Here is a 13632-nt window from a genome sequence, read left to right on the forward strand (position 1 = left end):
GTTTCTCGGGCTTTCATCGGGCCGGCGTCGGGCGGTTCGTCGCCGGTTCGCCGGATGGCGACGGTCGGCAGCGCGCGGCGGCGAGATTTCTGGTACCACGAGGTTGATACGGGAGCGGCGGCTGTAGTGGCTATATGGCGACAGATCAGGCCCGGAGCGAGGCCGACAGCGCAGACAGCTACGAGGAGTTCGAATCGCGCGTCGAACGCATCTCGAACGTCGGCAACGCGGCCGGCATCCTCCGGTGGGACCAGGAGGTCGTGATGCCCGACGACGGGACGCCCGCCCGCGCACAGCAACTGTCGACGCTCTCGTCGATCAGCCACGAACTGCTGACCGCCGACGAGACCGGCGCGTTGCTCGAGGAACTCGAGGACGCCGACCTCGACGAAGCGCAGGCGGCCGTCGTCCGCGAGATTCGGCGACAGTACGACCGGGAGACGAGCGTCCCGCAGGAACTCGTCGAGGAGCTCTCCGAGACGACCGCCAACGCCCACCCCAAGTGGAAGCAGGCCAAGGAGAACGACGACTTCGAGACGTTCGCCCCGACCCTCGAGAAACTGGTCGAACTCAAACGGGAGTACGCCGAACACATCGACCCCGACGCCGACCCCTACGAGGTGCTGTTCGCCGAGTACGAGCCCTACCTCGACCTCGAGACGGCCGAACGGGTCCTCGAGCGCCTGCGGGACGAACTCGTCCCGCTGATCGACGCGATCGACGAGAGTGACGCCGATCTCACGACCGACGCGTTCTCCGGATCGTTCGACGACGACGATCAGGAGGCGTTGGCCCGCGACGTCCTCGACTCGCTGGGGTACGACTGGTCTCGCGGCCGCCTCGACACCGCGCCCCACCCCTTCTCCTCGGGGACGCAGTTCGACGCCCGCGTGACGACCCGCTTCGACGAGGAGGACCTGCTGGGGTCGATCACGTCGGTCATCCACGAGTTCGGCCACGCCAACTACACGCTCGGCCTGCCCGACGAGGCGTACGGCACGCCGCTGGGCGAGGCCCGGGACCTCTCGGTCCACGAGTCCCAATCGCGCCTGTGGGAGAACCACGTCGGTCGCTCCCGCGCGTTCTGGGAGCACTTCCTGCCGATCGCCCGCGAACGGTTCCCCGAACTCGAGGGCGTCACGCCCGAAGAAGCGTACGAGGCCGCCAACCAGGTCTACGACGACAACCTCATCCGCGTCGAGGCGGACGAACTCACCTACCACCTCCACATCGTCATCCGGTTCGAGGTCGAGCGCGACCTGATCCGGGGCGACCTCGCGGTCGAAGACGTCCCCGAAGTCTGGAACGACAAGTACGAGGAGTATCTGGGCGTCCGCCCCGAGACCGACGCGGAGGGCTGTCTACAGGACATCCACTGGAGCCACGGCTCGTTCGGCTACTTCCCCACCTACTCGCTGGGGTCGGTGCTGGCGGCGCAGTTGTACGCCGCCGCCGAGGACGACCTCGGCGACCTCTCGGCTGACGTCAGCGAGGGCGACTTCGAGGCGCTGAACGGCTGGCTCCGCGAGAACGTCCACCAGCACGGCAAGCGCTACACCACGCCCGACCTGATCGAGCGCGCGACCGGCGAGGCGTTCACCGCGGACTACTTCCTCGAGTACGTCGACGAGAAGTACGGCGAACTGTACGACCTCTAGACTGACGCCGCCGGTTTTCGCAGTTACATCGCGGTTCGCTCGAACGGCCCGGGAGCGCCGAGTTCGCGACGCAGTTGCATGACGTCCCCGAGGTCCCGTCGGGAGACGGTGCCGACGAGGTCGTCGTCGTCCTCGAGGACCACGACCAGCGGTGCCTGGCCCATCACCCGAAGGACCTCGAAGGCCGGCGTCTCGAGGTCGACGCGCGCGACCTCGTCGGTCATGACCTCGCGGACGGTCGTCGCCTCGAAATCCGAGCGGTCGACCCGGCCCAGATCCGACAGGGTCACCAGCCCGACGACCGCCTCGCCGTCGGTGACGACGAACTCGCTCCGACGGTTCTCGAACAGGGTGGACGCGACGTCCGAAAGGGTCGCGTCGGCCGACACCGTCCGCGCGGGCCCGTCCATCACGTCGGCGGCGATCACGCCGCGCAGCAGTTCCTCGAGCACGATCGTTCTCGACTCGGTCGTCGCCGCGGCGTAGACGAACAGGGCGACGAGCACGAGGATGGGGTTCCCGCCCATGACGCCGACGACGGCGAACAGCAGCGCGAAGATCGTCCCGATCCGGGCGGCGATCCGCGTCGCCGACACGTACGAGCGACGGCGGCCCAGCAACGCCCGGAGGACGCGCCCGCCGTCCATCGGGAACGCCGGGAGCATGTTGAAGACGGCCAGCACGACGTTGATCAGCGCGAGCCAGCCGACGACGAAGAGCACGATCGGCAACTCCCCCGGCACCACCTGGAGGATCCCGGCGAAGAGGCCGGCCAGCAGAACGCTCGTGATCGGCCCGGCGAGGGCGATCCAGAACTCCCGGTTCCACTCCCGGGGCATCGACTCGAGGGCGGCCAGCCCGCCGAAGATCCAGAGGGTGATCGACTCGGTGCCGATGTCGTACCGGCGGGCGGCGTAGGCGTGGCCGAGTTCGTGAGCGGCGACGCTGACGAACAGCCCGATCGCCCCCGCGAGGCCGATCAGCCACGGCGTCGATCCCTCCCGGAGCGCGGCGAGATCGAGCGCTGCCGGCGCGAGCGCGTCGATCGGCCCGGCGTAGAGGTCGATCTGCCCGCCCGCTGCGATCGCCCAGACGAGGACCGGCAACAACACCAGCAACGAGACGTGGATCCGGATCGGAATGCCCCAGATCGTCGTGAGGTGAAAATTGCGCATTCAGGCGGACAGACGAACGGATGCCACTTGAGTGTCAGCGTCGAGGAACGGCTCAAGAGGAGTGAACAGGCGTCAGCAGGACCGCCGTCGGCCGGGGATCGACACCACGCCGGCACAACACCGACGGTTCTGGACACCCCACGCTCGAGATATGGCCACGGACCGTCCACTCGAGGAGCAGGTAGCGATCGTCACCGGCGCGAGTTCGGGCATCGGCGCGGCGACCTGCCGCGCGTTCGCCGCCGACGGCGCGAGCGTCGTGCTCGCCGCGCGCAGCGAGGGGAGCCTGCGGGAGCTCGCCGACGAACTCGAGGCCGAGCACGGCGTCGAGACGCTGGTCGTCCCGACGAACGTCCGCGAGGAGGAGCAGGTCGACGCGCTGATCGACGAGACGGTCGAGACCGTCGGCGGCATCGACGTGCTGGTGAACAACGCGGGCCTCTCGCGGGGGAGCGACGTCGAGTCGATGTCGACCGACGACTACGAGACGATGCAGGAGACCAACGTCGACGGGATCTTCTACGCGACGCGGGCGGCGATCCCCCACGTCCGCGAGCGCGACGGCCACCTGATCTTCGTCGCGAGCTTCGCCGGCAAGTACCCCCGGTCGTTCAACCCGGTCTACGCCGCGACCAAGTGGTGGACCCGCGGCTTCGCCAAGAGCGTCGCCGCACAGGTCGGCGACGACGACGTCGGCGTCACGATCGTCAACCCCGCCGAGGTCCGCTCGGCCTTCGAGACCTCCGACGGCCGCACCTTCGAGGAGGCCTTCGCGGAAGGCGAGGCCAGCGAACCCGAGGAGATCGCCGACGCGATCCACTTTGCGGCGACGCGCGAGGGCTCGAGCGTCAGCGAGATCGACGTCAACCGCCGCGACAAGTACGCGGACGGCTTCTGAGCGGGTTGCGCTACGCAGTCGCGACTCGGGACGGATTCTCGTCGCAGGTCGCCCCCTCGTGCAGGCCGGGATCGATCACGACCCCGTACCCTCCCGTCGTACCACTTACTCCGAGCAGCTACACCGAGACTGCGCATCCGCGAACTCGACGACGTACTGATGGACCGCTTCGGCTAAATCGTGCATTCCGAGCGCGAGATCACGCCCTGGCCGTTCGATGTCGTAATAGATTCGAGCCCGGTGGTCAGTTCGGAAACTATCGATCCGTTCAGCAACGTTCTCGGTGGAGAATACGCCACGACTCTCGATATCTTCGAATACGGCCCCGTGCTCGTGATAGTCCGACGACTCCGCGGCAGTCATCTCGACCAAGTAAAACTGGAACGACCGCTCGATCGCGTTGAACGACAGTTCGACGATACTGACGTTATTGTTCGTTCCTCGACGGAGCTGGCGACAGGTACCGAGCATCGCACACGCTTTTCCCAACTGGATATCGGCGTCCCGTTCCTGCCAGGAGAGGGAGTCCTGAACCGGACCAGTCTCCCCATCCGCTAACAACGACTCGACGTGATCGACGGCGTCGACGACGGCTTCAAGGTCCATTCTCGAACACCGCCGTTTTGACCGCCTCGAGCGCGTCCGTTTCGTGGAGCGTAATCCCTTCGGCCAAGATCGTAGCGATGCGATCGTGATCCGGTGCAGACGACCTCGTTTCGACGAGGATATGTGATTCGTATCGGTCGCCATCGAATCGCTCCGAGGCGACGTCCGACTCGATCGTGTGTGCTCGCCGTTGTGCTTCCATCCGACCGTCTTCCACGACGACGAATAGATCGATATCACTCGCACGGTCGGCGTTACCGCGGGCAACACTCCCGAACAGGACGATACCCGCATCAGCACTGATTTGGTCCGTGATACGGGAAACGAGTTCCCGGACCGGGGGATGAAACGTCTCCTGTGGAACCGTCGTGACCGGGTCAGCCGGGTTGTGGAGACGTTTCGAATCGATCCGAACGTCGTTGGCCCGACCGTGACGCCCAACTCGGACGACACCTAACCCTTCCAGGGCTCGAACGGCCGAATTTACGTTTCCCATTCCCTTCCCGGTTAATCGCTGGAGTTCACGATTACTGAACGATCGCCCCGGATGCTCCGAGAGCAGATGGAGGATTTCGGCGGTCGCGTCGTTACTGAACGCTTCGGGGTCGCCGACCGGTACGGGCAGACGCACGTATTTCCCCTCAGTACCGTGCTCTGACTGAACTGCTTCGCTGTTCATGAACAGGTATCCTGTTCGTCCTTGCCTAAGCATTACGCATTTACTCATGGCTAAAGCAGCGAAATAATTCGTCGCTTCGGCCTCCGCGCATAGAACTGGATCGTGGTGTGCCACCGTCCAAACGCCACTGTCTTCGCAGTCACAGACGGAGGCGCTACGGACGGAACCCATTCAAAGGAGGTTCTCCTCGAGTCCCAGCCAACGTGGGCCGTGACCCGCTACCGATCACGCTCGAGCAACGTCATCTCGAGCGGGTCGAGCGTCGGGGACCGCCACCTCGAGCGGCCCCGATCCCCTCCTCGGAGCCGCGTCCGCGAAGCGGCCGGTGCCGTCCGGGGTCGACTCGAGCGGCGTCGGCAGCGCGCCGGGATCGACGGCCTCGGACGGCCCCAGGGCGGTCCGCTCCCGGCCCTCACGGACCGCGATACGATCGAGTGCCGTGACGAGCGCCGGGTGCGTGGTCACCGTCGGGGTGTTCGACGAGCGCGAGTTCGAAGGCCGTCTCGCAGTCGGGACACCTCGCCGGGTCGGTCGTCGTCGCGATACGGATCGCCGTGCCACAGTCGCAGTGGATGGTGATGCTCGAGACCATGTCTGGTGTCGTCTCGTGGCCCCGGCGTCGCAGGAACACTCCCTCGAGCGACTCAGCGGCAGCCTCGACTGGATCGGCGGGACGTCGGCAGGTCTTTATTTCGCCAACGTCAATGGTGGATTGCTCCCGCTACGCGGGGGCGAATCGTTGAGCCGGAGCGCGTGGTTGGCGCCTTGGGCTCCGGCTCAGCGCACTTTCGTGCGCGTCTGCACGGTACGCAATCTACCGTAAAGAACGTTAGGATGCTGACTGGTTAGTACCGTGTCCCGCTCTGGGAAAGAGGAAACAAGGTCTAAATCAACCGCTCCGATTCCGCAGTGTCCCCAAGGGGACAAAAGCGAAAAAATACAGCACCCGCCCCTCCTTCTGCGGGGTTCCACTCGAACCTCCTGTTCCACGAGAAACAGTCGAAACGGTGGTCCAATAGGATTCCATTTCAGGGGAAATCGGTATAGAGTAGCTGTGCCATCATTTCACATATGAGGGGCTGCTATTTCTGCGGAAATAGGTTTAAGCCTAGTACTGGAAATAAACCACAGTATAGAGTCGAAGAAATGGAGTCGACCAAAGAGATGGGTCGCGCTTGCCCATCTTGTGGACCTCGTCTTTTTCAGAAAGGTCTTTCTGGCCCTGGATGTATAGAACCAGGCTGTAATTCTTCAGAAGATATTAAAATTACCGAATATAAACCGGAAAAGAACCTCAGTGGAGAAATAACATGGAGAGCCGGAAAATGGTCTCCAATCTATTGTCAGAACCACGCTCCGTCCGCAAGCCCCTAGGGAACAGGGCAATTGCGCTGCGCGTAGAGTACGCGCCGCGCTCGAGTTGGCAGACGAGATAGCCGAACAACACGTATTGACGGCAGCTAAAGCAATTCGACAATGCAACAGTCGAACTCCAAATAAAGAACTTGAAACAGGGGTTATAGCGGAAATATCGGATTATCCGTTCCAGGGGAAGGTTCAAATAGATCCCAAATAATAGATGCATCCATGTCAGTTGATAAGGACAAGATCAGGAACATTTTGGAAAGCGATTCTATCAAAGCTTCTCATCTAAAAGAGTTAGTTGATAAAAGAGGGTTGGATGTTCACCCGCGAACGATTGATAATATGATCACTGCTCTTCTTTCAGAAAAATGGACTGAGGATGAATTTGACGAGTTGAAGAAAATGCTCGTCATGATCCAGAAGGAGTCATCTCCACATGGATACTATGTCGGAACGATTGAAGGTTTACCCGACGCTACTCCTCAGGAGGATCACGAAGAACTCCAAGAAGCCCTCCGGATTAATGAGGCTAGTTTTGATGGAGATGAATTAATTGAGCCTGGTTTTAAAGTGAATAAATCATCGCCGAAACTGGTCACTGGTATCTATTGGACTCAGACCACTACCTATGAATCAGACCCATTCGATAATTTAAGAACAAGAACTAAATTATATGACTTTGGATTCGAATTCCATCTTGATGAGGGCATTGTGCACATAATCGGCGACAATTTTGGGAAATTAGGAGAAGTGATGTCGGCACTTGAAGAAGTTGGTGTCGATATCGAGGGTGTAGGCCATGACGGCGTTCATCCAGACGATGCAAAAACATATGTGAAAGGATTCATAGATGATCTATCATCTGGGTTAGCAGATAAGCGCGCTCAGCAAAGCCTTACGAACTACGGTTCAGGAAGTCATAATCCTCTAATTAGCGTCCATACCGTACATATTCGTCTATCTGGTGGCGCTCTTCAAAAAGCAGATCTTGAAGGAAACCAGGATATCTTCGATAATGACACAGTGAAGACTCTAACAGAAGATAAGAATGGGAAAATTGCTCAAATGAAGGGTGATCTCATCTATAAAGACACAAACTTCGGATTTAATATCGGATATAATGAAAGGCTCGGCAGGATTAGGATTAAAAAGAAAACGGGAAAGGATGGTGACGTGGATATTGTTGAGGAAGCTTTTGAATTCGTGTATTCTTATTACAAAGAGTATTATATTGATAAGCTATAATGGGGAGAAAGTTCCAATTTGAGGTCCAATATACCCTTTCGCTTATTGTTGGTGTTTTGGGGTTAATCGGAACAGAGACCCTTAACGGCTATATCCGCTTAGAAGTAGGATTAGCGTTCTTGGTTATTGGCGGAGTTCATTTAATTCTTTTATCTATTGTATATAGTTTTGAGAAAACTGTGTCTATACCAATACCCTTGGTTGTTAGAATAGAGGAAATTAGTGTGTGGACATTGCGATTAGCAACACTATTCTTCGTGTACTTGCTATCTCATGGCTTGAGTAAGAGTCTCTTACCTACTGTAGATCCTGAAACAAACCGAGGTCTTATTGTGTTTGGGTTACCACTTCTACCTGTTGTGATCATCGTGATGGTGTACATCCTCAGCATCTTACCTTTCAAGAGATTTTCTGATGATGTCTCCATCACGATCGTTCCAGATGGTCTTACGATATTCGAGAATTACGAGGAAGGAAGACCAGGGCATATCGAAGTAGTAAATGATAGTGAACGGGCTCACGAGTTTGAAATAGTCATTGACCTTCCAGAGAATGTATATGCCCGCTACAAAGGAGAGGAATATGCTGACGAGATTATAGAGACTCTTTCATTTTCAGGAAAAGGTCTCCAAACTATGGATCTACAATTTCGTCATGACTCTTCAACACAAAAAATGGCGTTGACCAAAGTGCAGGTCGACTATAAGGAGTCCACCAGAGAGATCGAATGGGAAACTCTGTTAGCGCTTTGAGGGACGCTATTGATCTGCTCCCCAGGGGTTGCACATCTCGAATACTAATTTCCCGAATATGAACACGAAGGCGCTTTAGCCGTGTTCACCTCCGCGGAATCGACATCGAATTGCATCAACCCGGCGTGTATTCCCTCCCTGAACCCACGATCCAGGAGCCAGTACTGACCAGTGGGTGAACGGAAGACAGCGAAAATAACGGCTCGTGTTCACAACAGTCGGGTGGAGATCTCGAGTTCACCCTCGTCGTTCCGGAACCAGATAGCAAGCCTTCGGCTCGCTCAACGATCCGCAATCCACTGGCGTGCCACGGCCGGGAGATCGAGGCCGCGGACCACGCGCGGCCTCGAGCGACCCGGGGAAGGGCAGGCCCCTCCCTGGTGGACTGAAAGGGCGAGCCGCTGTCGCGTTTACTGTAGTCGTCTCAGCGACCCCTATCCGCGCTTGCGCGGATATGTCGCTGAGCGACCGCGACAGCGGCGAGGGCTTTCGAGGTGTTCGCGGTCACGTACACCCACGACTGAATATCCGCAGAATCTCCCCTCGAGCAGAAAACACCCACTCGAACGTAAAAGGACCGTGGCAGTGCCAGGTGTGTACTCACCAGTGGTCGGTGACTCCTACCGGATATGCGAGTCTCGATCCCCGCGCTGCCGGGCGTCTACTACGATACCGACACCGGATCGACGGCTATCGGCGTCGCCGCGACGGCCATCGGCCGCAAGGCACCGAAACCGAAGGGGTACGCCATCCAGCTACTCCCCTATCTCTGGTCGTTCGAGGTCGACCTCCGCGAGGTGCCGACCGATCACCCGATCCAGTACCTCCACCCCGAGGGGGCACAGAGCATCGGCGAACTCGCGACCCAGCGACCCCTCCGCGAGGCCGGCACCGAACTCGAGTCGGTCCTCCGGTTCGTCCTCTCGGTCAACCAGACCGTCGAGTCGACGGCCAACCGCGCGCTCGGCCGGTCGCCGGACGCCGAGGGCGTCACCATCGAGATCCAGGACGGCGCGATCAGCGTCGACGGCGAGGACCTCGCGACCGACGAGTTCGACCTCGAGTCGGGCGCTGACCCGGGGATCGACCGGGATTCAGATCCGCTCGAGGACGACGATTTCGGCGGGGCCGACCGCGACTCGGAGACGTTCGGGGACAACCGCGACGGAATCGACGGCGACGACGAGTCCTGACAGTCTCACTCGACGAACGCTAACAAACTCACTCGACGAGTCGTTCGATCTCCGTAACCAGCACGTCGCTCGCGCCGGCCTTCTTGACCTCGGTGATCGTCTCGAAGACGTCGCGCTCGTCGACGACGGCGTGGACGGCCACCTTCCCCTCGCCGGCCTCCTCCCCGGCGATGTCCATCACCGTCGGCCCGCCCATCCCGGGGATGACGTCGCGGACGTCCTCGAGGCGGGACTCGGGGACGTTCATCATCAGGTAGCGCTTCCCCTCGGCCTGTTTGACCGACGACAGCGCGGTCCGGACCTCCTCGACCTTGGGATCGTCGAGGACGTCATCGCGGCCGAATAGCCGGACGGAACTCGCGAGGACCTCCTCGACCACCGCGAGTCGGTTCATCTTCAGCGTGGTGCCGGTCGAGGTGATGTCGACGATGGCGTCGGCCATCTCGACGTGCGGCGTCAGCTCCGTCGCGCCCGAAACCTCGACGATGTCGGGCTCGACGCCCGTCTCCGCGAAGAACTCGCGCGTAATGTTCGGGAACTCGGTGGCGACGGTGCCGCCCTCGAGGTCCGCGACCGACTCGATGTCGCCGTCCTCGGGGGCCGCGAGGACGAGGCGACAGCGACCGAACTCCAGGTCCAGCAGTTCCGAGACGTTGTCGACGCGCGCTTCGCGGACCTGGTCGTAGCCCGTGATCCCCAGGTCGGCCGCGCCGTCGGCGACGTACTCCGGGATGTCCGCCGCGCGGGCGAACAGCACCGAGACGTCGGGGTCGACGGTGTCGGCGTAGAGTTTGCGGTCGGCACCGTTCTCGAGGTGCAGGCCCGCCCGCTCTAAGAGGTCGATCGTCGGCTCGTGCAGGCGGCCCTTGTTGGGAACGGCGATTCGCATTGACAGGGGGTTGGGCGTCGGCGCGGAACTGTCTTTTCATCGGGGCTATTCCTTCACCCCAGGGACGTACACCAACAGCCGTATCGTCGAGACCCTTAAACGAGACCGTATGTCGCGTAACCGCGAGGACGATGGCCGGTTCACCGATTCGGCCACGCTGGCCGACGTCCTCCGATCGTTCCCGAAGACACGGGCGAGCCGTAACCACCGCTTCGAGCCTCGGACGCCGCGGTACGCTCCGCCCCCTCGGCGGAGGAGTCGGTCACCGGTACTCACCCCGCTCGAGGGCGCTCGCGTGGCCATCGGACGGTAGTCCTCTCCGATCGGACTACGTTCCCGGGCCGGCTTCCGCCGTGACGGAACGCCTCGAGAAAACGGGTTACATCGGCGACTGTGCGAGAGCTCGAGGTTTTTGAACCGCGGGCGCCAACGGCGGATATGGCCATCGATTACGGCGACCTGACGCTCGAGTGGCTCGGCTACGCGACCGCCCGCATCGAAGCCGCAGACGGCACCGTCGTCTACACCGATCCCGGCCGGTACGGGACGCTCGACGGTACCTGGGGCGAACGGTACGGCGAGGCCGCCCATCCGGACAACGAGCCCTACGACGCGCGGGACGGCGACCTCGTGGTCGTCACCCACGACCACCACTACGACGACGACGGGATCGACCGGGTCGCGAGCGAGGACGCGACGCTGGTCGTCTACGAGGACGTCTCCGCCGACCGGATCTCGGCCGGGGGCCGGGACGTCGTCGCGCCGGAGGAACTCCCGTACGACGTGCGACGCGTCGGCTACGGCGACGAACTGACCGTCGCCGGCGTCGACGTCGAGGTCGTGCCGGCCTACAACCACCCCGACGGGCCGAACGCGACCGACGGCGAGCCACTCCATCCGGAGGGGTTCGGCTGCGGCTTCGTGCTGACCGTCGACGGCGTGCCCTGCTTCTGGACCGGCGACTCGGACGTCATCGACGCACACGACGACCTCGAGGTGTCGGTGTTGCTCCCCTCCATCGCGCAGCACTTCACGATGGACCGCCACGACGCGGCCGTCCTCGCCGAGCGCCTCGCACCCGACCTCGTGGTGCCGATCCACTACAACACCTTCCCCGACCTCGAGGCCGACTCGCGGGCCTTCGCGGGCGACGTCGCGAGCCGCGGCGTGCCCGTCGCGCTCGACGAAAATTAACAGTCGAACGAGAGTGGTATCGCACGATTCTCAGGAGTGGGTTCAGTCCCGTTCCAGTAACCCAACAGGGGACTCGGTATACTGATTGGCCAGACCGATTGGACAGGGTGCTCGAGGGAGTGGATGACGGAAGAAAGCGTCCTGCTATCGTGGACTCGAGGAGTGGCCACGCCCTCCCCATCCGATTCGCTCCCTCCGGTCGCTCATCCCTCGCGCGACTACGTCGATCGGCCTCGCGGTCGCTCGCCCGATCGACAGCGCACGCCACCGCACGACGAATGATGGCGAACGGAACGACAACTACACGGCCGATACTCACCGTTCGCCGACATTCCCCTCAGAGGGGTAAGAGCCGCTTCCAGACTATCCAGGGACCGGATTGTTTCACCCGAATCCGGTCAAGAGTTATCCGGGTCGACGACCTTTACCCGATAATGGGATTCTTCGAGAACCTCGGCCGAAAGGTCGGCGAGTTCACGCACGAGGCGAAGCAGGCGGCCGACGAGGAGGCGACCCACGCTTGCGAGAACTGCGGCGCGCGCTTCTACACGGCCCGGGAGGAGTGTCCCGACTGCGGCAGTCCGTCGATCTTCGCCCTCGAGGACGCGTCGGAAGACGGAACGGACGCGGGCGAGGGGAGCGACCTCGAGGCGGCCCGGGACGAGTCCGAAGGGACCGACGCCGCCGCTGACGGGACTGGCGACGCGGCCGTCGAATCGCCCGCCGGCGAGAGGGGCGAATCGGCCGACGGGGACGATACGGACGCGTTGATCGACGATCCCGAGTCGGACGCGAGCGCCGATCGGAACCGCGACTGAGCGCTATCGCGGCCAGTTCGACGCGATCGCGCGGTAGGTCTCGTAGCAGCACTCGAGGATCTCGATCGAGACGCTCTCGTCGGCCGTGTGGGCCTCGCCGGGTTCGGCGGGACCACAGACCACGCACTCGGTGCCGGCTTCCGAGAGCCAGCCGGCGTCCGTCGCGTGGGGTTTCGTCACGAGGTCGGGCGATTCCGGCTGGGCGGCGTCGGCCGCCTCGAGCACCCGCTCGGCGAACGCCGCGTCCTCACACTGCATCGGTGGCAGATCCTGGTCGACGGTCCACTCGACGCCCGAAATCTCCTCGACGCGCTCGAGCGACGCCCGCTCGCCTGGGACCGTCCGTTCGTCGACGGTGAGCTCGCAGCGATCCGGGACGACGTTCCACGCGGTGCCGCCCTCGATTTCGGTGACGACGACGCTCCCCTCGAGTCGCTCGCCCGCGACCTCCACTGTGGGCGGCTCGAGGTCGCGAACGACGTCGACGGCGTCGGTCGCCCGGTAGATCGCGTTCTCGCCGGCCTCGGCCTCGCTCGCGTGGGCCGCGCTGCCGACGGCGGTGATCGTGCTCCCGCGTCTACCCTTGTGGGCGACGGCAACGTCCGTGACGCCGGGGCTCGAGTAGCCGGTCGATCCCTCCCCGACGACGGCGTAGTCAGGGGCAAAGCCCTCGTCGATGGCGTGGCGCGCGCCGACGCCGCCGACCTCCTCGCCGACGAAACTCGCGAACACCAGTTCGCCCGCCGGATCGGCGTCGGCGAACGCCCGCATGGCGGCCGCGACCGCTCCCTTCATGTCGGCCGTGCCGCGTCCGTAGAGGCGGCCGTCCCGTTCCTCGAGGCAGTACTCGGTGCCGTCCTCGGCGACCTGACTCTCGTCGGGCGCGACGACGTCGTGGTGACCGACGAGGGCCAGCGACGACTCGCCGCTGCCACGGCGGGCGATCACGTTGCCGACGGCGTCCCGTCGAACGTCGGCGTCCGTTTCGCGCTCGAGCCACGACTCGACGTAGTCCCCCGCGGCCGTCTCGTCCTCGTGGCTGGGGATCGAGACGAGGTCGCGGGTTACCTCGCGGATGCTCATGGGGACCGCTACGGGATCGATGCTGTTGTGTCCATCGCGCGAGTCGACGCTGATCCCCTCGCCGAGAACCGACGCGG

Annotated in this window: 13 protein-coding genes; 8 read left to right on the forward strand and 5 right to left on the reverse strand. The window is 62.3% G+C overall.

Annotation, left to right across the window (positions count from 1 at the left end; genetic code table 11):
• Window positions 1-134 precede the first annotated feature (134 nt).
• Window positions 135-1658 carry a carboxypeptidase M32 gene (locus TX79_RS14610; protein ID WP_049928170.1) on the forward strand — a complete coding sequence of 508 codons (1524 nt, stop codon included), beginning with the start codon at window positions 135-137 and terminating at the stop codon, window positions 1656-1658.
• Between the two features lie 23 nt (window positions 1659-1681).
• Here TX79_RS14610 and TX79_RS14615 read toward each other — a convergent pair whose 3' ends face one another.
• Window positions 1682-2833, reverse strand: a complete 1152-nt coding sequence (locus TX79_RS14615; RefSeq protein ID WP_049928172.1) for a site-2 protease family protein — start codon at window positions 2831-2833, stop codon at window positions 1682-1684.
• Window positions 2834-2984: 151 nt separating this feature from the next.
• On the opposite strand from TX79_RS14615, the gene TX79_RS14620 reads away from it, so the two are divergent.
• Together TX79_RS14620 and TX79_RS19385 are read left to right on the forward strand one after the other, a co-directional pair.
• On the forward strand, window positions 2985-3731 hold the full coding sequence (locus TX79_RS14620; protein WP_049928174.1) for an SDR family oxidoreductase: 747 nt from the start codon (window positions 2985-2987) through the stop codon (window positions 3729-3731).
• 180 nt (window positions 3732-3911) lie between these two features.
• Window positions 3912-4289: a hypothetical protein gene (locus tag TX79_RS19385; protein ID WP_154660529.1), complete on the forward strand. Its 378-nt coding sequence runs from the start codon at window positions 3912-3914 to the stop codon at window positions 4287-4289.
• Between the two features lie 37 nt (window positions 4290-4326).
• Here TX79_RS19385 and TX79_RS14630 read toward each other — a convergent pair whose 3' ends face one another.
• A complete protein-coding gene (locus TX79_RS14630) occupies window positions 4327-5130 on the reverse strand; it encodes a nucleotidyltransferase domain-containing protein (RefSeq protein ID WP_230198583.1) in 804 nt (267 codons plus the stop codon).
• Between the two features lie 111 nt (window positions 5131-5241).
• Complete coding sequence (locus TX79_RS19070; protein WP_081655579.1) at window positions 5242-5481, reverse strand: hypothetical protein; 240 nt, start codon at window positions 5479-5481, stop codon at window positions 5242-5244.
• A 1122-nt stretch (window positions 5482-6603) separates the two neighbouring features.
• Between TX79_RS19070 and TX79_RS19390 the strand changes: the two genes are divergently transcribed.
• The 3 genes from TX79_RS19390 (at window position 6604) to TX79_RS14645 (ending at window position 9571) form a co-directional block, all read left to right on the forward strand.
• A complete protein-coding gene (locus TX79_RS19390; RefSeq protein WP_154660530.1) occupies window positions 6604-7626 on the forward strand; it encodes a hypothetical protein in 1023 nt (340 codons plus the stop codon).
• Window positions 7626-8378, forward strand: coding sequence for a hypothetical protein (locus TX79_RS19395; protein ID WP_154660531.1), 753 nt, complete (start codon window positions 7626-7628; stop codon window positions 8376-8378). Before TX79_RS19390 ends, TX79_RS19395 begins: the two co-directional genes overlap by 1 nt.
• 629 nt (window positions 8379-9007) lie before the next feature.
• Window positions 9008-9571, forward strand: coding sequence for a hypothetical protein (locus TX79_RS14645; protein ID WP_049928180.1), 564 nt, complete (start codon window positions 9008-9010; stop codon window positions 9569-9571).
• Between the two features lie 28 nt (window positions 9572-9599).
• Here the strand turns inward: TX79_RS14645 and hisG are convergent, their stop codons facing one another.
• On the reverse strand, window positions 9600-10460 hold the full coding sequence (hisG, locus tag TX79_RS14650) for an ATP phosphoribosyltransferase (protein ID WP_049928181.1): 861 nt from the start codon (window positions 10458-10460) through the stop codon (window positions 9600-9602).
• A gap of 438 nt (window positions 10461-10898) precedes the next feature.
• On the opposite strand from hisG, the gene TX79_RS14655 reads away from it, so the two are divergent.
• Complete coding sequence (locus tag TX79_RS14655; RefSeq protein WP_049928182.1) at window positions 10899-11654, forward strand: MBL fold metallo-hydrolase; 756 nt, start codon at window positions 10899-10901, stop codon at window positions 11652-11654.
• A 434-nt stretch (window positions 11655-12088) separates the two neighbouring features.
• Entirely contained in the window at window positions 12089-12472 is a 384-nt protein-coding gene (locus TX79_RS14660) for a zinc ribbon domain-containing protein (RefSeq protein WP_195892505.1), read from the forward strand.
• 3 nt (window positions 12473-12475) lie between these two features.
• On the opposite strand, the gene TX79_RS14665 is transcribed toward TX79_RS14660, so the two are convergent.
• Entirely contained in the window at window positions 12476-13555 is a 1080-nt protein-coding gene (locus TX79_RS14665; RefSeq protein WP_049928183.1) for a M20 family metallopeptidase, read from the reverse strand.
• Window positions 13556-13632: the final 77 nt, after the last annotated feature.

This window comes from Halopiger goleimassiliensis (assembly GCF_000455345.1).
Lineage (GTDB): Archaea > Halobacteriota > Halobacteria > Halobacteriales > Natrialbaceae > Halopiger_A > Halopiger_A goleimassiliensis.